Here is a 21,277-nt window from a genome sequence, read left to right on the forward strand (position 1 = left end):
ACCGGGACGCTTCGGCGTCCTTTTTTATTTTTCGACTTACGACGATCAGTAACAAAGATGTTGCATTGCTTGCATCTTGTCACAATCGCATTGTTCCTCAGAAGAACTAAGCGTGCCGCAAGGCGTCCAAACGCCAGTCTTCGTTATTGCTTTCCTTTGCGCGTTCATGCACAGGACGGTACGAAACTCATCAATCCGTTTTATTTCTGGAGATATCCATGTCGCGCTCAAGCCAACTATTATTCGCCGCCGTACTCGCCACAGCCACGATGGCGGCACATGCGCAATCAGCTCAAACCAGCGGCACCATGGTCGTCATTCCTGCCTCGGGTGAACTTGTCGTGCCCAACGACGAAGCGCGCGCCACCCTGAACGTGGAGGAGCAGGACAAGGACAAAGCCGCCGCCGCCTCGCGCGTCAACAAGAAGATGAAGCAGGGCATCGACGTCGTGAAGCGGCAAGACCCGCAAGCACAGCTCAAGACACGCGGCTATTACACCTACGCGGTCTATGCCGAAGATCCGCGCCCGAGCAACAAGCCGCGTCCAATCGTCGGCTGGCGTGTGGGGCAATACCTCGACGTCACAACCACCAATCTGGAAGGCCTGCCGCGTACCGTGGCAGCAGCGCAGGGTATCCTGGGACTCAACAACCTGCAATTCGGGCTGAGCCCGGCTGCCACCCGGAAGCTGGACGCCGACCTGATCAACGCAACCTTCAAGAATCTCAACGAGCGTATTGCATCGATTGCCGGCGCCATGGGGCGTCGCGGCAATGATGCCGTCCTGGAGACGGTGGACTTCGAAGGCTCGGGCAACTATGCTCAGAACGCTCCGGCGCCCAAGGCGATGATGATGCGTGCAATGGCCGATGCTCCCGCACAGGAAGCCGTGGCCGAGCCGAGTTTCGAGCCGGGTGACACCACCATCGGCATGCATCTGGTCGGCAAGGTGCGTTTCAAGTAGTTGATGTGATGACATCGGGCGGCTTGCGGTGCGAGTCGTCCGATGCTCTCTCATGCACCGGCTGCTGCTGCGCCGTGATTCTGTCTTGCGTCTCTCTTGCGTCTCTCTTGCGTCTCTCCGCCCCAGTCCTTCGTTCCCATCGCCATTGTTCGCGTCAATCGACGTAATCGCGATAAAATAGGCCCTCATCAGAACAAGAATGGCTACCTCAGGCCACCAGGTCCCTCCGTTTTTCCTCCGGCCGGAATCTCTGGCTGTCATTCGCTGTCAACGGATAAATATCCGTTGATTTGACTTGCGGTGCGTTACATTTCTTAGGCGCTCGTCTAGAATAAGCACGCTTTAACATTTTGAAAACTATCAGCGACTATCGGAGCAACGTTGAATAACCACTATCCACATCCTATTATTGCCCGCGAAGGCTGGCCTTTTCTGGGCATTGCCGTTGTCGTCGCCGTTGTCGTCACCCTGATCGGTGGAGCATGGTCGATTCCGTTCTGGATCATCGCCTTGTTCGTGCTGCAATTCTTCCGTGATCCTCCACGCACCATTCCACAGAATCCGAACGCCGTGCTGTCGCCAGCCGATGGCCGCATCGTCGTGGTTGCCAAAGCCCACGACCCTTACACCAATCGCGAAGCGCTGAAGATCAGCGTGTTCATGAACGTGTTCAACGTTCACTCCAACCGTGCCCCGGTGGATGGCAAGATCGAGACCGTGCAGTATTTCCCCGGCAAGTTTGTCAATGCCGACCTCGACAAGGCTTCGCTGGAAAATGAGCGCAATGCACTGGCGATCACTGCGGCCAACGGCCAAAGCGTGACCTGCGTGCAAGTGGCCGGCCTGATTGCCCGCCGCATCCTGTGCTACGTCAAGGCCGGCGACGTACTGGCGCGCGGCCAGCGTTACGGCTTCATCCGTTTCGGCTCGCGCGTTGACGTGTACCTGCCGTTGACGGCCACCCCGAAAGTGAGTGTCGGTGAAAAAGTCTCGGCCACGGAAACCATCCTGGCTGAATTCTGATCACCCGACGCATATTGGACCGACTTCCCATGGCAACTTTCCGCAGACGCAAAAACAAGGGCGCGATTCCGTTTCCGAAATCCTTGCGCAGCCATAAGACGCCGATGTATCCGGCCCAGCTGGAAGACGTCGACGGCGCGCCGATCGTGCGTCCGCGGCGTTCGCGCGGCATTTACCTGCTGCCCAATGCATTTACGACGGCGGCGTTGTTCTGCGGTTTCTACGCCATCGTGATGGCGATGAACCTGAAGTTCGACCATGCCTCCATTGCGATTTTCGTCGCCATGGTGCTGGACAGCCTGGACGGCCGCGTGGCGCGCATGACCAACACGCAAAGCGAATTCGGCGCCCAGTACGACAGCCTGTCCGACATGGTGTCGTTCGGCGCGGCACCGGCGCTGGTGGTGTATGAATGGTCACTGCGCGGCATGGGCAAGCTGGGCTGGCTGGCGGCGTTCGTGTATTGCGTCGGCGGCGCATTGCGCCTGGCCCGCTTCAACACCAACATCGCGGTGGTCGACAAGCGTTACTTCCAGGGTTTGCCGAGTCCTGCGGCTGCGGCGCTGGTAGCCGGCTTCGTGTGGCTGATGGACGACCTGCGTTTCGCCGGCACCGACTTGAGCTGGGCGGCGTGGATCATCACCTTGTATGCCGGCATCACGATGGTGACCAACGTACCGTTCTACAGTTTCAAGGACATCAACTTCCGCAAGCCGGTACCGTTCATCGCGGCCTTGCTGGTGGTGGTGCTCCTGGTGGTGATCTCCAGCGATCCGTCCAAGGTGCTGTTCGGCCTGTTTGTCCTGTACGGTTTGTCCGGCTACATCGTGTATGCCTGGCGCAAGATCAAGGGCAAGCCCGTCAGCATCGTGCAGACGGAACACGAAGAAAAATAGCCTTCAGGCAATTAAAGTCGATAAAAACCGCCGCAGCGCAAGCCCGGCGGTTTTTTTCCGTCATGGATAGAGCAACCGGCTGCGGTTGTCACTGTTGCATCGAAAAACATCCGCTTGGCTGCTAGACTGAAATGGAAGGACTGATATGGAAGGACTGATTCAGCCGGCGAGGACCTGATGGCCATTGCAATCAACAGTTCGTTTACCGCCAGCGTTCCAGCTGCCTATGGAGGCAGCACGCCGGTGATCGACCTCGGCCTGAGCCCGGCTGCGATCAGTACGGCGGTGGCGCTGACCAATGCCGGATCGGTGGTTGTCAGTATCAGTGGCGCACCCGCCGGATCGGTCACCTATACGGCAGCCGGTTTGTTGCGTGAAATCTCTTTTTCAGGCGTGCCCGCGCCAAGACCATCGCCGCAAGTTGTGCAGCAGGAACGGCAACCGTCCGCAGCAGCCAACTCGACGTCTGCGAGTTCACCCGCGAATGATGGGCAGCAACAGGACCAGAGCCAGCCCAGCGTGGATGGCGTCTACAACGGCAGCGGTGTCTTCACGCCGACCAGCGGCCTCCCGCCGCAAGTCGCTGGCGTCTTGCGCAGCGATCCGGGCTTGTCGGCCATTGCGGCCAACGACTCGTTCGTTACGGGCGTTGTCGGCACGCTGGTGTCGACCAGCGCCTGATCATTTTTCTTCCCGGTTTTCCAATTTCCCCGCACTGATGGCGGTGGCGATGCGTCGCCGCAGTCCGGCGTCTTGCGCGATTTTTTCGCTGAGGCGGTGGTCTGCGCCGGGCAGGTCGATCAGCCTTCGGAAGCGCGCCGACTGCGCCGCGTCCATCAACAGATCGGCGACGTCGTACGGTATCACGGTGTCGTCGAGCGCGCGGATGATCGTCAGCCCGCCGCGATAGCTGCGGATCAATTCCAGCGTTTCCGCATCTCGCCAGCTGGCGGGGCGCCGTATCGCGGCGGAGAACGCCGGACCGAACGGCAACGCAAAGGCCGCCCGATCGTAAATCGCACCGACCATCAGGACCACATGATCGATGTCGCCGGCATCGCTGCAAGCCAGGCGAATGGCGATTTCGCCGCTCATGCTGACGCCGACGACGGTGTGGACGCGATGTTCCGGATCGAGGTGTTGCCGTGCTTGTTCAGCCTGGCGCAGACGTTTCTGCAGCGAGCCCGGCGTGTGGGCGCTGCTCTCGCCATGACCGGAAAAATCGAAGGCGATGCTGCCAAGGCCGAGCGTCGCAAGCTCTTCCCGCAGCAGGCGCTGGCGTTGGCGCTGGCTTTGTCCGGCGCCATGCAGGAACAGTGCTCCAGGCACGTCCATCGAATTCGTCGCGTCCAGGATGTCGCCGACAATGGTCTCGTCGTCGACTGTCAGCTCAAAGCGCCGCTCGTTCATTCCGGAGAGTTGTGCCGCCGTTCGTTGCCCGGCGTCTTGGCGTAGTAGGAGCGTTTGTCTTCATACATCAGCGCATCCGCGCGCTGCACTGTCGTCTCCAGGCGTTCGCCGTGCTGGCTGGTGGCGCTGCCCATGGAAAGGCTCAGCGGCGAGCCGGAGTAATACTGATTGTTGATGTCGATCAGGCTCTGGATGTTTTCCATCATGGCGATGGCGCCGCGTTCGTCGGTGGCCGGCATCAGGATGGCGAACTCGTCGCCGCCAATGCGCGCCGCGTGGATGGGACGGTCCGCCGCCTTGCCCAGCACTTCGCCAATGCGACGCAGCAGGGCATCGCCGGCAGCGTGGCCGAGCTGATCGTTGACTTCCTTGAGGCCGTTGAGATCGGCCATGATGACGCTGACCGGGAGCGGCCCCTTGCGCTCCAGACGATTCATCTCATCGACCATGAAGGCGCGGTTGTGCAGCTTGGTCAGCTCGTCGTGCTTGCCGAGGAATTCGAGATAGGCTTCGGCCTTCTTGCGCGCGGTGATGTCGGTCAGCGCGACCAGCACCAGATCCCAATTTTCTTCGTGGCCGGGGAACACCGAGAACTGCAGATGCACGTGCAACTGCTCGCCATTGAGTGCGTAGTTCACCACTTCACGCTGGTGGAACAGATTGCCATGCCACAGCTCGCCCAGCTGCTCGTTGAAATGCGGGCGCATGTCGTCGCGGAACACCTCGCTCAGGCGCGACAGCAAGGTCTGCTTGTCGGGCGCATGGAACATCGTCAGCGTCTGCTGGTTGACGTCGATGACGCGGATCTCCTGCATGCAGCGCTCGACGAACTCCGGATGCACATCGGTGAACACGCGGAAATCCTTGATGCCGATCTGGCGCAAGTCGCCGAACAGGCGCTTGACCGCACTGAAATCTTCCACCCAGAGAGAAATCGGCGAGTACTCGAACAGCCCGCGTGCATAGTCTTCGCTGTGCGTCAGCTTGCGCCGCGCGGTTTCGCGTTCGGTGACGTTTTCCACCGCCAGCAACACGCGCTCCCAGCTATCTTCATAGCCGGGCAGGATACGGGCGTTGAGCTGGATGTCGAGGCGCTTGCCGGACAACGTGTAATTGACGCTGTGGCTGGAGAATTCGTGCTTGCCTTCCCACACCTGCAGCAGTTCTTCGATATGCGTGTGCAGCATGTCGTCGCGGAATACCTTGTCGAGGTTGGCGATCAGATGCGCCAGGTTGTCGGCCTCGAACAATTGCAAGGTCTTGCTGTTGACTTGCAGGACGCGGATGTTCAGGGTGCATTCGTGGACGCGCGACAGGTCGGCCTGCAAGTAGCTGCGCAAATCGGTGACGCCGGCTTCGCGCCAGGCCTCGAGCAGTTTTTTGACGCCGCTGAAATCTTCCAGCCACATGGAGACGGGAGCCAGCTCAAACATCTCCGCATTGACGAGTTCGTCATCTGCGGTGACGGCATTGTCGGGAGTGCGGCTTTGATTCTGCATAACGATGAAGAAGGGTGGGTGACGCAATAGTGTAATGCCTTTAATGCAATGCACCCACATTCTTCAGGGTTAATTCACGTATTTTTTGATGAGAATTATGCAATTTTGCAAGGTGAACGCCAGTAGTCAATTCTTATCGCGACGCCAGCAATTGCAGCGCCATGTTGCGCAAGCGCCGAACCGGCGCCGATGCCATCCGTACCAGGGATTCCAGCGAAAAGTAGCGCGTCGGCAAGCTGGCATAATGCAGAACTTCCGCCGCGCGCGTTGCATGCAGGCAAGTCCATCCGCCGCGTTCGATCTGGTAGTGCTGGCCTTCGTGGACCGTGGACAAAGTCCTCAATACGGCGTCGGACAGCCATTCGGGCGACTCGCGCAGGCGGATGCTGCCGGCTTGCACCACCAGCACGGCATCGCGGCGGCTCCACAAGTAATAGCTTTGGCCGGTGCTGAGCTGGATCCGGGTCGGAGCGGTCTGAGGGCTGTCGGTTGTGCGCATGATGTTTCCCTGTTGGTTGGCGTAGGGATAGTCTAGGCAAGAGCGAGCATGCGAAACAGGCACAGCCCGTTGTCATGTGAATCGAAACAGCAGGCATTTTTTTGATCTGTTATCGTCTGTTTTCGATCGCTCTGTATCTATCGCCGCCATCCCGGAACGCTGAAGATTCATCCATGGACATGCAACCACCCCCGTTCGCCGCTGCTGCGGCCACATCCGCACTCACGCCGGTAGCGCCACCCGCGTTGCCGATTTACCGTCGGCTGGCCGAGCACTACCTGTCGGCGATCCAGTCGGGCACGCTGGCGCCCGGCGACCGCATGCCGTCGGTGCGCGACCTGATGCGCCAGCACCATGTCAGCCTGTCGACCGCGCTGCAGACCTTGCGTCATCTGGAAGAAGGCGGCTGGCTGGAAGCGCGTCCGCGTTCCGGCTATTTCGTGCGCCAGCCGCGCCGCGCCACGATCCGGCCGGTGGGTGAGCCCAACATTCTGGCGCCGCTCGATCCCGCCCAATATGTGGGGATTCACGAGCAGGTCTCCGATTTCATCGCGCGCCGGCAATTGCAGGCCCCCACCATTGATCTGAGCGGCATGACCTGCGCGCCCGAGCTGTATGCCGTCGAAGCGCTCAAGAACGCCGCCATCCGCGCCTTGCGCGAGCAGCCTTCCTTGCTCACCAGCGCCATGCCAATCAACGGCAACGCCACATTCCGCCAGGTGGTGGCGCGCCGGGCGCTCAACGCGGGCATTCGCATCGGCGCCGATGACGTGGTGGTCACGCACGGCTGCATCGAGGCGCTCAACCTGGCGCTGCGCGCGGTGGCACAGGCGGGCGATACCATCGCGGTGGAGTCGCCGACCTATTTCGGCCTGTTGCAGACGCTGGAAAGCCTGGGCATGCGCGCGCTGGAGATTCCGACCAGTCCGCAGACCGGGATTTCGATCGAGGCGCTCGAACTGGCCATCCAGACGTACGGCAACATCAAGGCGGTGGTGGTGGTGCCGACCCTGCAGAATCCGCTCGGCTGCATCATGCCCGACGCGCACAAGGAACGCCTGGTGGCGCTGTGCGAGCGTTGTGCGGTGCCGCTGATCGAAGACGACGCCTACAGCGAACTGGCCGACGGCGACGTCGCGCCGAGCGCCGCCAAGGTCTGGGACCGCAGCGGCAATGTGATTTATTGCGCCTCGCTCAACAAGGTGCTGGCGCCGGGCATGCGGCTGGGCTGGATGACCAGCGGCAAATGGCATGAGCGGGTCAAGATGCTCAAATTCGCCTATACCCGCGCCAACGAGGAATGGACCCAGATCACCGCCGCCAACTACATGGGATCGCCTGCTTACGATCGCCACCTGCGGCGCTTGCGCGGCAGCTTGAAAGAACAGCGCGAGCAGATGGCGGAAGCGATCGCCGGCTACTTCCCGCCGGAGACGCGTCTGAGCGTGCCCAACGGCGGCGTCGGCTTGTGGGTGGAGTTGCCGCGCGGGCTGTCGTCCAAGGCGGTGTTCGCCGCCGCGCTCAATCAGGGCATCGGGGTGTCGCCCGGCGTGATCTTTTCCAATTCAGACCGTTTCGATCACTACCTGCGCCTGTGCTGCGGCAAGCCGTTTACGCACGAGCTGGATCAGGCCTTGCGCAAGCTGGGCGGAATTGTGGAGCGCATGCCGGGCTGAGCAACAGCGGCATGCGGCTGTCGAAAAAGCTTTCCTGCTGCGGCCGGAGAGCTTTTTTTTGCTTCCTGGAAGAAAACTTGTAAGATTGCGTTCGATCCCCGCGACAAAGCACCACTTGCCGAACGGTGTGCTGCCTTGATTTCCGCGTCGCAGCCGGACAGGCGTGTTCCTAAATTCAGGACAAGTTACAGGAAAAGCATATGCAGTCTCTTTCTCAAGGCGGGGCGGATGCGGCGCTGTTGCAGCTGCTGCAGCAGGCGATCGGCTTCCACACTTCCGGCGATCTGCCCCGGGCCGAGCGGATTTACCGCGAAGTGCTGGCGCAGGATCCGGTCCATCCGATCGCCTTGCACTACCTCGGTATTTTCTTGCATCAGAACGGCCAGCATGACGAAGGCGTGCAGAGCATCCGCCTGTCATGCGCACTGCAACCGGACAACGCAGCCTGGCACAACGACCTCGGCAACGTGCTGTTCGCGCTGCGCGAATTCGGAGAGGCCTCCGAAGCCTATCAGGCCTCGCTCGATGCCGATCCGCACGACCATGTGGTGTGGAACAATCTGGGCTCCTCCCAACTGCAGCATAACGACAGCGAAGGCGCGATTGCGTCTTTCAAGCAGGCCGTCGCGCTGTCTCCGGAATTCGGTCCGGCGCTGATCCATCTCGGCAATATCTATGACGCCGCCGGCGACAAGATGACCAGTTCGCACTATCAGTGCCGCGCCTTCGTATTGCCGCCGCTGGAAGGGAAGTCGAAGGAGATGCTGGGCATTTCGTTTTACTTCCTCGGTCGCCTGCAAGAGGCCGCCGACATCTATCGCGACTGGATGGAAGACGAACCCGACAATCCGATTGCCGCGCACATGTATGCTGCCTGTTCGCAGATCGAAGTGCCCGGTCGGACAGCTATCTGGAAAAACACTTCGACCGTTATGCCGAGACCTTCAACGCCAACCTGGTCGGCAGCCTCGGCTATCGCGGCCCGCAACTGATGGCGCAAGGGCTGGATATCATCGGTGCCGCCGGCAAGCAATACGACGTGCTCGACCTCGGTTGCGGTCGGACAGCTATCTGGAAAAACACTTCGACCGTTATGCCGAGACCTTCAACGCCAACCTGGTCGGCAGCCTCGGCTATCGCGGCCCGCAACTGATGGCGCAAGGGCTGGATATCATCGGTGCCGCCGGCAAGCAATACGACGTGCTCGACCTCGGTTGCGGCACCGGCTTGTGCGCGCCCATCGTGGCCGCCCATGCGCGCTCGCTGACCGGCGTCGACCTGTCGGGCAAGATGCTCGACCAGGCGCGTGCACGCGCGGTGGTTACGACCGGCTGATCAAGCAGGAAATCACCGACTTCATGGCGGCCGAATCACAGGCGTTCGACCTCGTTCTGGCTGCCGACACGCTGATTTATTTTGGCGATCTGGAGAAAGTGTTTGATGCCGTGGCGAGCACGCTCAGGAGCGCCGGCCATTTCGTGTTCACGGTGGAAGCCGTCATGCCGGAAGCAGGACAAGTCGTCGGTTTTCAGTTGCACCCGAGCGGCCGTTACCGTCACGGCACAGACTATGTCATGCGTTGCCTGGCGGCGGCCGGGCTCACGCTGGTCAGCATGACCGAGGCAACGCTGCGCGAAGAAATCCGCCAGCCGGTCAAAGGCGTGCTGGCGGTGGCGCAAAGAACCCACGCGGTGGTTACGACCGGCTGATCAAGCAGGAAATCACCGACTTCATGGCGGCCGAATCACAGGCGTTCGACCTCGTTCTGGCTGCCGACACGCTGATTTATTTTGGCGATCTGGAGAAAGTGTTTGATGCCGTGGCGAGCACGCTCAGGAGCGCCGGCCATTTCGTGTTCACGGTGGAAGCCGTCATGCCGGAAGCAGGACAAGTCGTCGGTTTTCAGTTGCACCCGAGCGGCCGTTACCGTCACGGCACAGACTATGTCATGCGTTGCCTGGCGGCGGCCGGGCTCACGCTGGTCAGCATGACCGAGGCAACGCTGCGCGAAGAAATCCGCCAGCCGGTCAAAGGCGTGCTGGCGGTGGCGCAAAGAACCTAGCGCCACCCGCAAAACGGCAGGCGAAAAAAGAGCGGCGGGCTACAGCCTCGCCGCTCTTTTCATTTGTGCATCTGGTGTTCGTCAAGTCAGTTCAGGCGGCTCAATACCCCGCGCACTTGTTCCGCAGTCGGGATCGGCGCGACGGCGCCGTAGCCGGTGGTGGAAATCGCCGCCGCCACATTGGCGTAGCGCGCTGCTTCGAACGGATCCTTGCCGTCGACCAGTTGCGCGATGAAGGCGCCGCCGAAACAGTCGCCCGCGCCGGTGGCATCGATGGCATCCACCGGATATGCGGCCACCATGCGGCGTTCAGCGGATGTCGCCACGTAGCAGCCATCCTTGCCGAGTTTGAATGCGACCAGTTTGACGCCGTATCCCAGCAATTTGTCGACGATGGCGTCGCGGTCTTCCAGGCCGGTCAAGGCGCTGACGTCTTCCCAGCTCGGCAGGCAGATGTCGCACAGCGCGAAGGCTTCGGCCATTCTGGCGCGGGCGCGTTCCAGCGGCCACAGGCGCAGTCGCAAGTTGGTGTCGAGCGAGGTCAGGGTGCCGTTCTTGCGCGCATGCGCCATCGCCGCCAGACCGGCGTCGCAGGCGCTTTCGCTGATGGCCAGACTGATGCCGGACAAATGCAGCACCTTGGCTTCGGCGATGGCTTGCAGGGGCAGGTGTGCCGGCGTGTAACGGCTGGCGGCGGAATTTGAACGCAGGTAAGTGAAGTGATGGCCGGCATTGTCGTGCGTGACGAAGTACACGCCCGACGGCGCATCCTGCACCACGCTGACATGCGCATCGTCGACGCGCTCGGCTTTCCACAAGGCCTGCAGGCTCTTGCCGAAATGATCGTCGCCGACCGCGCTGACATAGGCGGTGTCGGCGCCCTGACGCGCTGCAGCGATGCAGAAGTTGGAGGTGTCGCCGCCGAAGCCTTCCAGGTAATAGCGCGGATTGTCGATGCTCTGGTTGAATTCCACCATCGCTTCGCCATAGGCGAGGATTTTCTTGCTCATGATGTCGAAGTAATTAAAAACTCAGAAGAAGGTCTGGACGATGTCGAGAACGTTGAATTTGGCGTCCAGCACCGGCAGGTGGCGCCACTTGTCGAACGTCAGGCAAGGGTGCGAAATGTCGAAGGCGATCATGTCGCCCACGCGGATGTCGTCGCCCGGCGCAATCCTGAGATAGGCGTGCTGATCCATCATGCCGGTGACTTCCCAATGCGCAGGAGAATCGGCAGGCGCCAGGTCCTGGCCCGGACGGAAGCGCTTCACCGGCAGCGGCAGGCCGGCGTCGAAGGCGGCGTCGCGCTTGCCCAGGGCGATGATGGCCTTGTCGGCTTCCGGAATCGATTGCACGTACGCCCACAATTGCAGGGCCGGCAGCAGTTCGCTGCGCATCTTGCGTGCGACCGGATTGCGGGTCTGGATCTGTTCCTGCGCGGCGCGATAAACGCCGACGTCATGCGTGAGATAGCAGCCGGGGCGCAGCACTACGTCCAGCGGCACGCCGATGTCGGCGCCGGCGAACTCTTCCGCGACCACGTCGTACCAGGCCGAGCCGGCGCCGGTCAGGACTGCCGGTTTTTGCGCCGTGCGATGGCTGAGGTAGCCTTGTTGCGCCAGGTCTTTGGCGCATTGCACTGCGCGTTGCAGGAACAGGCGGATATCGGCCTCTTCCTTGAGCACGCCTTCGTACACTTCGATGCCGGACAGCGCGATGCTGCCTTCCCAGCGCTTGACGGCGGCCAGTACGGCGGCCTGTTGTTCATTGTCGCGCACGCCGGTGCGGCCGCCGACAGGACCCAGTTCCAGCAGGACGTTGAGGGTTTGTTTTTTCTCCGAGAAGAAGCGGCCGAGCTGATCGACCAGATCGGCGGAATCGACCAGGCAAAAGAATTCGAAGGACGGATCTTCCAGCAGGCGCGAGACGATCTGCATGTTTTGCTTGCCGACCAGCTGATTGGCCATCAGCACGCGGCGCACGCCGTGGTGATAGGCGACATTGGTCTGGTGCGCGGTAGCCAGGGTGATGCCCCAGGCGCCGGTGGCGAGCTGGCGCGCGAACAGCTTCGGCGCCATCGTGGTCTTGCCGTGCGGCGCCAGCTTGACGCCGTATTCGGTCACGAAACGCTGCATCCAGTCGAGGTTGTGCGTCAGGCGCTCTTCATACAGCACGGCGGTCGGCAGGCTCAGGTCTTCCTTGAGGAGATTCCAGGGCAGGGCATTGGCAGCGTCGGGCGCCAACGGTGCAGTGAGCGTACCGATTCCCTTGTTGAGCGGATCGATAAGGCCACTTTGCCATTCTTTCTGGTAGTTTGTATCATTCATCATGAATTTCTCCTCAAAAATTTGATTTGACGTAATCATAGTCCTGAATTTACTATGTTGGAAGTGTGTTATAAACTAACACGAAAAAATTATGGCACCTCCGGTAGCAGGTTTTAACGGCAGTTCCGATTCGGCGCTCACCCACAATTCGAGACTTCATTCCGCAGCCATGGCACAAGCTTTCGACATCGTTTCTCGCATTACCGAGCGCAGCGGTCAGTTGCGCCTGGCGGAGCAAAAGGTCGCCGAGGCGATCCTGAGCGATTTGTCCTTCGCCGCCAGCGCCAGCATTGGCGAACTTGCGCTGAAGGCCGGAGTCAGTCTGGCGAGTGTGACGCGTTTTGCCAAGGCCATGGGTTGCCGCGACGTGCGCGAATTCAAGTTCATGCTGGCGCAGGCCGTGGCAGTCGGCCAACGCTTCTTCGATGGCGTCAAAACCATTCCATCCGGACAACCGCCGGAACTGATCGACGTTGTCTACAACGACATTCACGCGGTGCTGGAAGTCAATCGCGCGCTGATAAATTCCGACGCTCTGGCGCGCGCCGCCGAACTGCTGCGCGACGCGCGCATGATTTATTCGTTCGGCATGGGCGGCGGTTCCACCATGATGTCCGACGAAGCGCGCTATCGCCTGGTGCGACTGGGTCGCCCGGTGGCGACGTACCACGATGCCTTGTTGCAGCGCATGGTGGCGGCGACGCTGGACAAGAACGATATGCTGCTGGTCTTTTCGACCACGGGCAACGTGCCGGAGTTGCTGACCAATTGCGAAGTCGCCAAGGAATACGGCGTCAAGATGATCGGCATCACTGCACTCGGCTCGCCGCTGGCCGGCATGGTCGACGTGCTGCTGCCGATCAAGACGCTGGAAACTGATTTCATTTTCAAACCGTCGTCGTCGCGCTACGCCATGATGATGGTGCTGGACATGCTGGTGCTGGAACTGGCCCTGCTGCAGAAGGATCGCAGCCAGGAACAGTTGCGGCGCCTGAAGTATGTGCTCGACATGCATCGCGGCGGCGGCGACCGTCAGCCGCTGGGAGATTGATATGACTACCTTCGACACTTCCGACGTTTCAAGTTCCGCGCACAGCTGCGACACCCTGATCCGCAATGTCTTCCTGGTTGACGGCAGCGGCAACGATCCCGTAGTCGCCGACGTCGCCATTGCCGGCGGCCGCATCGCCGCCATCGGTGCGCTCGGCGACTGGCAGGCGCAACAGGTGATGGACGGCACAGGGAAAGTCCTCAGCCCCGGCTTCATCGATGTCCATACGCATGACGACACCAACGTGATCCGCATGCCGGACATGTTTCCCAAGCTGTCGCAAGGCGTCACCACCGTGGTGGTGGGCAACTGCGGCATCAGCGCGTCGCCGGTCACGCTCAAGGGCGATCCGCCGGATCCGATGAATCTGCTCGGTCAGTCCACTGCATTTTCCTATCCCACATTCGCCAGCTATGTCGCCGCCATCGGCGCTGCCAGGCCCTCGGTCAACGTCGCCGCGCTGGTCGGCCACACCGCCTTGCGCAGCAATCACATGGACCGGCTCGACCGCGCCGCCAGCGATGCCGAAATCGTCGGCATGCGCGAGCAGCTGACCGAAGCGCTGGAGCATGGCGCGCTTGGCCTGAGCACCGGCCTGGCCTACGGCAACGCCATCAATGCGCCGACCGGAGAAGTACTGGCGCTGGCCGAGCCGCTGGCGGAATACGGCGCGATGTACGCGACCCATCTGCGCAGCGAATTCGCCGACATCCTCGTCGCCATGGATGAAGCCTTCCGCATCGGCAAGCATGCGCGCGTGCCGGTGGTGATCTCGCATCTCAAATGCGCCGGGGTCGAAAATTGGGGCCGCAGCAGCGAAGTGCTGGCAGCGCTGGAGCAGGCCGAAAAACATCAGCACGTCGGCTGCGACTGCTATCCCTATACCGCCAGCTCCTCGACACTGGATCTGAAGCAGGTCACCGACACCTATCCCATCCAGGTCACCTGGTCGGAGCCGCATCCGGAGCAGGGCGGCAAGCTGCTGTCCGAGATCGCCGATGCCGGCCGGCGCGGTGTACCACTGCATGGCCGACGACGACGTCAATCGCATCCTGAGCCATCCGGCCACCGTGATCGGTTCCGATGGACTGCCGAATGATCCGCTGCCGCATCCGCGCCTGTGGGGGGCTTTTCCGCGCGTGCTCGGCTATTACAGCCGCGAGCAGAAATTATTCTCGCTGGCAGCCGCAGTGCGCAAGATGACCGGCTTGTCGGCGCAGCGTTTCGGCCTGCACGAACGCGGCTTGGTCAAAGCCGGTTACTGGGCCGATCTGGTGCTGTTCGATGCCGCCACCATTCGCGACGCCGCCACATTCACCGATCCGATGCAGCCGGCGCACGGCATTGACGCCGTCTGGGTCAACGGCGTGCTGTCGTATCGCGGCGACGACAAGAAGGCCACCGGCGAACGAGCCGGTCGTTTCCTGGCGCGTCAACGGATTCCGGCGGAAGACACCGCGGCAGCGTAATTCACGACAAACAATTGCAATAGCGGGATGCGTCGATGGTCGAGCAGTATCCCGATTTCATTACTTGAAGGAGAAACATTATGAGTATCAAGCGATATGGCGTCGACGGCGGCAAAGGCACCGGCGGACAGCATCTTCCTTTCGCCCGCGCAGTGGAAGCGGACGGCTGGCTGTACGTCTCCGGCCAGGTGGCGATGGTCGATGGCGAAGTGATCGACGGCGGCATCGTGGCGCAGTCGCACCAGGCCATCAAGAACGTGCTGGCCATTCTCAAGGAAGCCGGTTACGGCCCGGAACACGTGGTGCGTTGCGGCGTCTGGCTGGACGACACGCGTGATTTCCAGTCCTTCAATAAAGTATTCAAGGAATACTTCGGCGCGTGCAGTCGGCAATGGTCGTCGACTGCAAGGTTGAAGTGGATTGCGTGGCGTTCAAGCGCTGAGTTGAATGAGGCCTGGGGGGCAATGAAACCCGGGGTTGAGTGAAATCCAAATTTGGGGTGAGGAGACGGAAATGGAAGCTGTACAAGGAAGCATGTTGCTGATCTATGCGCTGGTGGCGGTGATCGCATTGATCGTGTTGATCGCGAAATTCAAGATGAATCCGTTCATCGTACTGATCGTGGTCTCGTTGATATTGGGCCTGGCTGTCGGCATGCCGATGGGCGCAATCGTCAAGTCGTTTGAAACGGGGGTGGGTAACACGCTCGGGCATATCGCGCTGGTGGTCGGTCTCGGCACCATGCTGGGCAAGATGATGGCGGAGTCGGGCGGCGCCGAACGCATCGCGACGACGATGATCGGCGCCTTTGGTGAAAAGAACGTGCACTGGGCAATGATGACGGTGGCGTTCATCGTCGGCCTGCCGGTGTTCTTCGAAGTCGGTTTCGTGCTGCTGATCCCGATCGCCTTCAACGTCGCCAAGCGCACCGGCACGTCAATGGTGCTGGTCGGTATCCCGATGGTCGCGGGCTTGTCGGTCGTGCACGGCCTGATTCCTCCGCATCCTGCGGCGTTGCTGGCGGTGACCGCATATAACGCGGACATCGGTCGCACCATCCTGTTCGCGCTGATCGTCGGTATTCCGACGGCCATCATTGCCGGTCCGATCTTCGGCAAGCTGATGTCGAAAGTGGTGATCCCCAATCCGGATAATCCCCTGATCGGCCAGTTTGTCGACCAGGGCGCAAATGGTGGGACCAAGCGCGAACTGCCGGGTTTCGGCATCACGCTGTTCACCATCCTGTTGCCGGTGGCGCTGATGCTGATCGGCAGCTGGGCCGACCTGTTCTTTACGCCCAAGACCTTTGCCAACGATTTCCTGCGCCTGATCGGCAATTCGGTGATCGCGCTGTTGATCGCCACGCTGGTCAGCTTCTACACCTTCGGCAAGCTGCGCGGTTTCAATCGCGAAGCGATCCTCAAATTCACCAATGAATGCCTGGGCCCGATCGCCAGCATTACTCTGGTGGTGGGCGCCGGAGCCGGTTTCGGCCGCATCCTGATGGACGGCGGCGTGTCCAAGGCCATCGTCGGCATCGCGACCGACGCGCATCTGTCGCCGTTGCTGCTGGGCTGGTTCGTGGCGGCGCTGATTCGCGTCGCGACCGGTTCGGCAACGGTGGCGATGACCACCGCTTGCGGTATCGTGGCGCCCATCGTGATGTCGGTCGGCGGCACCCGTCCGGAACTGATGGTGCTGGCCACTGGCGCGGGTTCGCTGATCCTGTCGCACGTCAACGACGGCGGTTTCTGGCTGGTCAAGGAGTACTTCAACATGACCGTGCCGCAAACCTTCAAGACCTGGACCGTCTGCGAAACGCTGATCTCGGTGTTGGCCTTGTTGTTCACCCTGGCCCTGTCGACTGTGATCTGAGTTGTCTGACGCCAAACGCTATTTGGTAGCAGATGCCCAAAGTGTTTAAATCGACACTTACAGACTTCTGCTATCAATTATTTTGGGTGTTGTTTTGCATCGAAAATTGACCCACATAGCCGCATAATTTGCACCGAGAATTGACCCACGTTTAGAACACAATTCTGCTTATGACCATAAGCAGGAGATCGGAGTGATCGACGTGGCATTACTAGGCATTATTCGACGCTGGCACCTTCGTGACCAGGTCCCATTGCGAGAGATCGCCAGGCGTTTAGGCATTTCACGAAACACCGTCAGACGGTACATTCGCGCGGAAACCATTGAGCCAGCCTATGCAGACAGGCGTCCCAGGAGCTCTCTGGATAAGTACACAATAAAACTCTCGGCCTGGTTAAAAACCGAAGCGGCCAAGTCACGCAAACAACGTCGTACGTTAAAACAGCTCCATTTGGAGCTGCGAGCGTTGGGCTATGAGGGATCGTATGATCGAGTCGCAGCCTTCGCCAGACGCTGGAAGGTGGATCAATTGGAGAGGGTCAATTCTGCGAGCAAATCAACAGTCTGCATTCAATACGTCGATTAGCGACTCTTCGGCGACAATTTTCTCTGAAAGACGCGCCTTCGCCTTCAATATTTCCCCTTGAAGTCGGGCGCGTCGATTAATAAGCCATTTAAGTGAGGAAGGTATACGTATTGCCATGGCCATTAGCTTAATGGCCATCTAGAAATTAGCAAAGGGCAACAGCTGCCAAATAGCGACGCCAAATAAAAAACCGCTTTTTCAAGCGGTTTTTTTATGTCCGGGCTGGAACATGAACGATCAGAAGCGCATGCGGCTGTCGTCATAACGCGGATCGGGACCATTCTCGACTTTGCGGACGATGCCGTTGTCATCGAAGTAGACCGTCATCTGCGAGTTCCAGACGCCGCTTTCCTTGTAGCCGTAGTTCCAGGCTTCGAAGGGGATGCGGGCGTAGCGCGTCACTTCGGTGGGGCGGCCGACCCGGCGCAACACGTCGAGCTTGGTGTCCTGCTTGGGGCGGATGGCGCGGAAATTCTCGATGGTCCAGACTTGCTCATAGGAAATGAGGCGATGGTCGGGGCCGATGCGGGCCATGTACTGATACTGGCTGAAGGGCCCGGCGCCGTATTCGAAGACCCGCACGTTGCCATCAGGATACACATTGGTCGGCGGCCCCAGGCGAGTGACGACCTGCTCTTCGGAGTCGCCGGCAGCCACCGGCGGCGCGAGCAGGCTGGCGCAGCCGCTCAGCGACAGGGCTGCAGCGGCCAGCAATGGGGCAAGGAAGGGCAGACGATGCAAGGAAATGAGGCGTCTCATGATCAATTTTGTGAAAAAGCAAACAGGAAAGACTCCGATTCTACGCTGATCCCGTAAGTATTTGAATCTGCTGGTCTTTTGCTATATACTTGCGCCTCTGGTCATTTCGGCCAGTTTTTATTTTGTTCACGGTATGCAGGGTAGCCACTCCGCACACCGCTTGTGAAAGGTATAGCAATGTCGATCGAAAAAACAGCCAAGGCTGCCATTATTACTGATAACGCCCGTGGTCAAAACGACACCGGCTCCCCGGAAGTTCAAGTTGCGCTGCTGACAGCACGCATCAACGACCTGAACGGTCACTTCAAAGAACACAGCAAGGATCACCACTCCCGTCGTGGTCTGATCAAGATGGTTAACCGTCGTAAAAGCCTGTTGTCCTACCTCAAGGGCAAGGATGCCGACCGTTACCGCGCACTGATCGAAAAACTCGGTCTGCGTAAGTAATTTTGTTCCCTCGTACCATTCAGGTTCAGGGTTCATAGCCAAAATGCCTGCGTCAGTTTCTGACGCGGGCATTTTGTTTTTTGCGATTCCGCTTTGTATGGTTGTCGATGTTTTCCCGGTTCGCAAAAACTTCTTTGCAGTACTGCGATCCCATCCAATGATCGTGATTCGTAAGATGCATGCCCCGGTTGCTGTTTCTCCGGTGGCGGGCATCCGTGGTGAGGTGAACGACAGCGCCTGAAAATCTGTCGGCAAAAAAGAATCCCCGCCAAGCAAGGCAACGCGGGGGTTCAATATAGAAAGGAAATACCGTGTTCAATAAAGTTACTAAAACCTTCCAGTATGGACAACATCAGGTCACTCTGGAAACCGGCGAAATCGCTCGCCAGGCTTCCGGTGCAGTCGTCGTTTCGATTGAAGACACTGTTGTGCTGGCAACGGTTGTGGCCCGCAAGGATGCCAAGCCAGGTCAGGACTTTTTCCCATTAACCGTCGATTACATCGAGAAGACTTACGCTGCGGGTCGCATCCCCGGCGGCTTCTTCAAACGTGAAGGCAAGCCTTCCGAAAAGGAAACACTGACATCGCGCCTGATCGATCGCCCGATTCGTCCGCTGTTCCCAGAAGGCTACCTGAACGAAGTGCAGGTCATCATCCACGTTCTGTCCGTGAACCCTGAAATCGATCCGGACATCGCTGCGATGATCGGTGCGTCGGCTGCTCTGTCGATCGCCGGCATTCCATTCAACGGCCCGGTCGGCGCCGCACGCGTCGGTTACATCGACGGTCAGTACGTCCTGAACCCAACCGCAACGCAACTGAAGACTTCGCAACTGGATCTGGTTGTCGCCGGCACCGAAACAGCCGTGCTGATGGTCGAATCGGAAGCCAAGCAATTGTCCGAAGAAATCATGCTGGGCGCGGTCGTGTTCGGTCACGATCAATCGAAGGCTGTCATCAACGCGATCCACGAACTGGTGCGCGACGGCGGCAAGCCTGAAGTGCAATGGACTGCGCCGGCCAAGAATGAGCCGCTGATCGCACGCGTCACCGCACTGGCCGACGACAAGCTGCGCGCTGCGTACCAAACCAAGGACAAGCAAGCCCGTACCGAAAAGCTGAAGACCGTTACTTCCGAAGTCAACGCAGCGCTGGCGGCAGATGCTGCAGCGGCCGGTACTTCGGCAGCTGACTCTGCAGAAGTCGGCGGCATCCTGTTCGATCTGGAAGCCAAGATCGTCCGTTCGCAGATCCTCGATGGCGAGCCACGCATCGACGGCCGCGACACCCGCACCGTGCGTCCGATCAGCATCCGCACCGGCGTGCTGCCACGCACCCACGGTTCGGCATTGTTCACCCGCGGTGAAACGCAGGCGCTGGTCATCGCGACCCTGGGCACTGCACGCGACGAACAAAAGATCGACGCGCTGATGGGCGAGTACACCGACCGCTTCATGCTTCACTACAACATGCCTCCGTTCGCTACCGGCGAAACCGGCCGCGTTGGTACGCCAAAGCGCCGCGAAATCGGTCACGGCCGTCTGGCCAAGCGCGCGCTGATCGCTGCACTGCCGCCAGCTGAAGAGTTCAGCTACTCGGTGCGCCTGGTGTCGGAAATCACTGAGTCCAACGGCTCCTCGTCGATGGCTTCGGTCTGCGGCGGCTGCCTGGCATTGATGGACGCCGGCGTGCCGATGCAAGCGCACGTGGCGGGTATCGCCATGGGCCTGATCAAGGAAGGCAGCAAGTTCGCCGTCCTGACCGATATCCTGGGCGACGAAGATCACCTCGGCGACATGGACTTCAAGGTGGCGGGTACTGCCAACGGCATCACCGCACTGCAAATGGACATCAAAATCCAGGGCATCACCAAGGAAATCATGCAGGTCGCGCTGGAACAAGCCAAGGAAGGCCGCGTGCACATCCTCGGCAAGATGCAGGAAGCCGTTCCGGCCGGCGCCGGCGAACTGTCCGACTTCGCTCCACGCCTGATCACCATCAAGATCAATCCGGAAAAAATCCGTGACGTGATCGGCAAGGGCGGCGCAGTCATCCGCGCGCTGACCGAAGAAACCGGCACCCAGATCGACATCAGCGACGAAGGCGTGGTCACCATCGCTTCCGTTGACGCTGGTGCAGGCCAGGAAGCCAAGCGCCGTATCGAAGAACTGACCGCTTCCGTCGAAGTCGGCAAGGTCTACGAAGGCACCGTCCTGAAGCTGCTGGACTTCGGTGCGATCGTTCAGGTCCTGCCAGGCAAAGACGGCTTGCTGCACATCAGCCAGATCGCCAACGAGCGCGTCAACGCCGTTGCCGATTACCTGAAGGAAGGCCAGCAAGTCCGCGTCAAGGTTCTGGAAACCGACGACCGCGGCCGTCTGAAACTGTCGATGAAGGCAGCGCAAGAAGGCACGGAAGCGCCTGCTTCGCAAGACGCGCAGTAATCGCCTTATCGCCGCATTGGCATGGCGGATGCAGGCATTGCCTCATTCGCCAACTGCAGTCAGGTAGTATCGAATCCCTCAGGGCGAAAGTCCTGGGGGATTTTTGTTTTTGGCCTGTCTTGCCTGCCTTGCCTGCCCGGTTTGTCGGAAAGCGCCGCATGCAGTTGTCGGACGTGCGCCGATTCGGGCCAGTACAGCTTGCCCATGCCGGCAACTGGCATTACCCTCTGAGTAGTCGTTTGAGACAATGCAGGCGCAAACTATTCAGGACAATTGGGGAGCATCATTT

20 protein-coding genes and 3 pseudogenes are annotated in these 21,277 nt (G+C 60.0%); 17 read left to right on the forward strand and 6 right to left on the reverse strand.

Features of this window, described 5'->3' with window-relative positions:
- Positions 1-218: 218 nt before the first annotated feature.
- From HLUSI_RS0101835 to HLUSI_RS0101850, 4 genes are all read left to right on the forward strand, one after another.
- Complete coding sequence (locus HLUSI_RS0101835; protein ID WP_029363003.1) at positions 219-965, forward strand: SIMPL domain-containing protein; 747 nt, start codon at positions 219-221, stop codon at positions 963-965.
- Positions 966-1,346: 381 nt separating this feature from the next.
- Positions 1,347-1,988 (forward strand): phosphatidylserine decarboxylase, encoded by a 642-nt coding sequence (locus HLUSI_RS0101840; protein WP_016832346.1) that lies wholly within the window; start codon positions 1,347-1,349, stop codon positions 1,986-1,988.
- Positions 1,989-2,017: 29 nt separating this feature from the next.
- A complete protein-coding gene (gene pssA, locus HLUSI_RS0101845) occupies positions 2,018-2,884 on the forward strand; it encodes a CDP-diacylglycerol--serine O-phosphatidyltransferase (RefSeq protein ID WP_016832347.1) in 867 nt (288 codons plus the stop codon).
- 177 nt (positions 2,885-3,061) lie between these two features.
- Entirely contained in the window at positions 3,062-3,565 is a 504-nt protein-coding gene (locus HLUSI_RS0101850) for a hypothetical protein (RefSeq protein ID WP_016832348.1), read from the forward strand.
- On the opposite strand, the gene HLUSI_RS0101855 is transcribed toward HLUSI_RS0101850, so the two are convergent.
- The 3 genes from HLUSI_RS0101855 to HLUSI_RS0101865 form a co-directional block, all read right to left on the reverse strand.
- Complete coding sequence (locus HLUSI_RS0101855; protein ID WP_016832349.1) at positions 3,566-4,294, reverse strand: alpha/beta hydrolase family protein; 729 nt, start codon at positions 4,292-4,294, stop codon at positions 3,566-3,568.
- A complete protein-coding gene (locus tag HLUSI_RS0101860) occupies positions 4,291-5,793 on the reverse strand; it encodes a sensor domain-containing diguanylate cyclase (RefSeq protein ID WP_016832350.1) in 1,503 nt (500 codons plus the stop codon). The genes HLUSI_RS0101855 and HLUSI_RS0101860 overlap by 4 nt, the downstream gene beginning before the upstream one ends.
- A gap of 133 nt (positions 5,794-5,926) precedes the next feature.
- Complete coding sequence (locus HLUSI_RS0101865) at positions 5,927-6,292, reverse strand: hypothetical protein (RefSeq protein WP_016832351.1); 366 nt, start codon at positions 6,290-6,292, stop codon at positions 5,927-5,929.
- Between the two features lie 179 nt (positions 6,293-6,471).
- Between HLUSI_RS0101865 and HLUSI_RS0101870 the strand changes: the two genes are divergently transcribed.
- The 5 genes from HLUSI_RS0101870 to HLUSI_RS0101880 all read left to right on the forward strand — a co-directional run bounded on the left by HLUSI_RS0101870 (position 6,472) and on the right by HLUSI_RS0101880 (position 10,030).
- The gene (locus HLUSI_RS0101870) at positions 6,472-7,968 is read left to right on the forward strand and encodes an aminotransferase-like domain-containing protein (protein ID WP_050977607.1); all 1,497 of its coding nucleotides are present in this window, start codon (positions 6,472-6,474) and stop codon (positions 7,966-7,968) included.
- 200 nt (positions 7,969-8,168) lie between these two features.
- Complete coding sequence (locus HLUSI_RS26515) at positions 8,169-8,960, forward strand: tetratricopeptide repeat protein (protein ID WP_050977604.1); 792 nt, start codon at positions 8,169-8,171, stop codon at positions 8,958-8,960.
- A 61-nt stretch (positions 8,961-9,021) separates the two neighbouring features.
- Entirely contained in the window at positions 9,022-9,303 is a 282-nt protein-coding gene (locus HLUSI_RS33785) for a class I SAM-dependent DNA methyltransferase (RefSeq protein ID WP_050977605.1), read from the forward strand.
- 23 nt (positions 9,304-9,326) lie between these two features.
- Positions 9,327-9,677 (forward strand): class I SAM-dependent DNA methyltransferase, encoded by a 351-nt coding sequence (locus HLUSI_RS30875; protein WP_050977606.1) that lies wholly within the window; start codon positions 9,327-9,329, stop codon positions 9,675-9,677.
- Positions 9,678-9,700: 23 nt separating this feature from the next.
- Positions 9,701-10,030, forward strand: a complete 330-nt coding sequence (locus HLUSI_RS0101880) for a class I SAM-dependent DNA methyltransferase (RefSeq protein WP_029363005.1) — start codon at positions 9,701-9,703, stop codon at positions 10,028-10,030.
- 86 nt (positions 10,031-10,116) lie between these two features.
- Here the strand turns inward: HLUSI_RS0101880 and HLUSI_RS0101885 are convergent, their stop codons facing one another.
- Positions 10,117-11,040: a sugar kinase gene (locus HLUSI_RS0101885; RefSeq protein WP_016832353.1), complete on the reverse strand. Its 924-nt coding sequence runs from the start codon at positions 11,038-11,040 to the stop codon at positions 10,117-10,119.
- A gap of 21 nt (positions 11,041-11,061) precedes the next feature.
- Entirely contained in the window at positions 11,062-12,357 is a 1,296-nt protein-coding gene (locus HLUSI_RS0101890; RefSeq protein ID WP_029363006.1) for an amino acid deaminase, read from the reverse strand.
- Positions 12,358-12,526: 169 nt separating this feature from the next.
- On the opposite strand from HLUSI_RS0101890, the gene HLUSI_RS0101895 reads away from it, so the two are divergent.
- The 5 genes and pseudogenes from HLUSI_RS0101895 to HLUSI_RS31245 all read left to right on the forward strand — a co-directional run.
- Positions 12,527-13,408: a MurR/RpiR family transcriptional regulator gene (locus HLUSI_RS0101895; RefSeq protein WP_016832355.1), complete on the forward strand. Its 882-nt coding sequence runs from the start codon at positions 12,527-12,529 to the stop codon at positions 13,406-13,408.
- Position 13,409: 1 nt separating this feature from the next.
- A pseudogene (locus HLUSI_RS26525) lies at positions 13,410-14,877 on the forward strand (N-acyl-D-amino-acid deacylase family protein).
- Positions 14,878-14,963: 86 nt separating this feature from the next.
- Positions 14,964-15,319, forward strand: a pseudogene (locus HLUSI_RS26530) (RidA family protein).
- Positions 15,320-15,390: 71 nt separating this feature from the next.
- Entirely contained in the window at positions 15,391-16,752 is a 1,362-nt protein-coding gene (locus tag HLUSI_RS0101910; RefSeq protein ID WP_029363007.1) for a GntP family permease, read from the forward strand.
- A gap of 193 nt (positions 16,753-16,945) precedes the next feature.
- Positions 16,946-17,314: pseudogene (locus tag HLUSI_RS31245) on the forward strand (helix-turn-helix domain-containing protein); the annotation flags it as partial.
- Positions 17,315-17,575: 261 nt separating this feature from the next.
- Here the strand turns inward: HLUSI_RS31245 and HLUSI_RS0101915 are convergent.
- Positions 17,576-18,097: a hypothetical protein gene (locus tag HLUSI_RS0101915; RefSeq protein ID WP_029363008.1), complete on the reverse strand. Its 522-nt coding sequence runs from the start codon at positions 18,095-18,097 to the stop codon at positions 17,576-17,578.
- Positions 18,098-18,274: 177 nt separating this feature from the next.
- On the opposite strand from HLUSI_RS0101915, the gene rpsO reads away from it, so the two are divergent.
- The 3 genes from rpsO (at position 18,275) to pnp (ending at position 20,988) form a co-directional block, all read left to right on the forward strand.
- Complete coding sequence (rpsO, locus tag HLUSI_RS0101920; RefSeq protein ID WP_016832358.1) at positions 18,275-18,544, forward strand: 30S ribosomal protein S15; 270 nt, start codon at positions 18,275-18,277, stop codon at positions 18,542-18,544.
- A 43-nt stretch (positions 18,545-18,587) separates the two neighbouring features.
- Positions 18,588-18,785, forward strand: coding sequence for a hypothetical protein (locus tag HLUSI_RS32290; RefSeq protein WP_157137719.1), 198 nt, complete (start codon positions 18,588-18,590; stop codon positions 18,783-18,785).
- Between the two features lie 70 nt (positions 18,786-18,855).
- A complete protein-coding gene (gene pnp / locus HLUSI_RS0101925) occupies positions 18,856-20,988 on the forward strand; it encodes a polyribonucleotide nucleotidyltransferase (protein ID WP_016832359.1) in 2,133 nt (710 codons plus the stop codon).
- Positions 20,989-21,277 lie beyond the last annotated feature (289 nt).

It is taken from the genome of Herbaspirillum lusitanum P6-12 (genome assembly GCF_000256565.1).
GTDB lineage: Bacteria > Pseudomonadota > Gammaproteobacteria > Burkholderiales > Burkholderiaceae_D > Herbaspirillum > Herbaspirillum lusitanum.

Coding starts and splice junctions, on each gene's coding strand:
- HLUSI_RS0101835 (WP_029363003.1), top strand. CDS start 219: ATGTCGCGCTCAAGCCAACTATTATTCGCCGCCGTACTCGCCACAGCC.
- pssA (WP_016832347.1), top strand. CDS start 2,018: ATGGCAACTTTCCGCAGACGCAAAAACAAGGGCGCGATTCCGTTTCCG.
- HLUSI_RS0101850 (WP_016832348.1), top strand. CDS start 3,062: ATGGCCATTGCAATCAACAGTTCGTTTACCGCCAGCGTTCCAGCTGCC.
- HLUSI_RS0101855 (WP_016832349.1), bottom strand. CDS start 4,294: ATGAACGAGCGGCGCTTTGAGCTGACAGTCGACGACGAGACCATTGTC.
- HLUSI_RS0101860 (WP_016832350.1), bottom strand. CDS start 5,793: ATGCAGAATCAAAGCCGCACTCCCGACAATGCCGTCACCGCAGATGAC.
- HLUSI_RS0101865 (WP_016832351.1), bottom strand. CDS start 6,292: ATGCGCACAACCGACAGCCCTCAGACCGCTCCGACCCGGATCCAGCTC.
- HLUSI_RS0101870 (WP_050977607.1), top strand. CDS start 6,472: ATGCAACCACCCCCGTTCGCCGCTGCTGCGGCCACATCCGCACTCACG.
- HLUSI_RS26515 (WP_050977604.1), top strand. CDS start 8,169: ATGCAGTCTCTTTCTCAAGGCGGGGCGGATGCGGCGCTGTTGCAGCTG.
- HLUSI_RS30875 (WP_050977606.1), top strand. CDS start 9,327: ATGGCGGCCGAATCACAGGCGTTCGACCTCGTTCTGGCTGCCGACACG.
- HLUSI_RS0101880 (WP_029363005.1), top strand. CDS start 9,701: ATGGCGGCCGAATCACAGGCGTTCGACCTCGTTCTGGCTGCCGACACG.
- HLUSI_RS0101885 (WP_016832353.1), bottom strand. CDS start 11,040: ATGAGCAAGAAAATCCTCGCCTATGGCGAAGCGATGGTGGAATTCAAC.
- HLUSI_RS0101890 (WP_029363006.1), bottom strand. CDS start 12,357: ATGAATGATACAAACTACCAGAAAGAATGGCAAAGTGGCCTTATCGAT.
- HLUSI_RS0101895 (WP_016832355.1), top strand. CDS start 12,527: ATGGCACAAGCTTTCGACATCGTTTCTCGCATTACCGAGCGCAGCGGT.
- HLUSI_RS0101910 (WP_029363007.1), top strand. CDS start 15,391: ATGGAAGCTGTACAAGGAAGCATGTTGCTGATCTATGCGCTGGTGGCG.
- HLUSI_RS0101915 (WP_029363008.1), bottom strand. CDS start 18,097: ATGAGACGCCTCATTTCCTTGCATCGTCTGCCCTTCCTTGCCCCATTG.
- rpsO (WP_016832358.1), top strand. CDS start 18,275: ATGTCGATCGAAAAAACAGCCAAGGCTGCCATTATTACTGATAACGCC.
- HLUSI_RS32290 (WP_157137719.1), top strand. CDS start 18,588: ATGCCTGCGTCAGTTTCTGACGCGGGCATTTTGTTTTTTGCGATTCCG.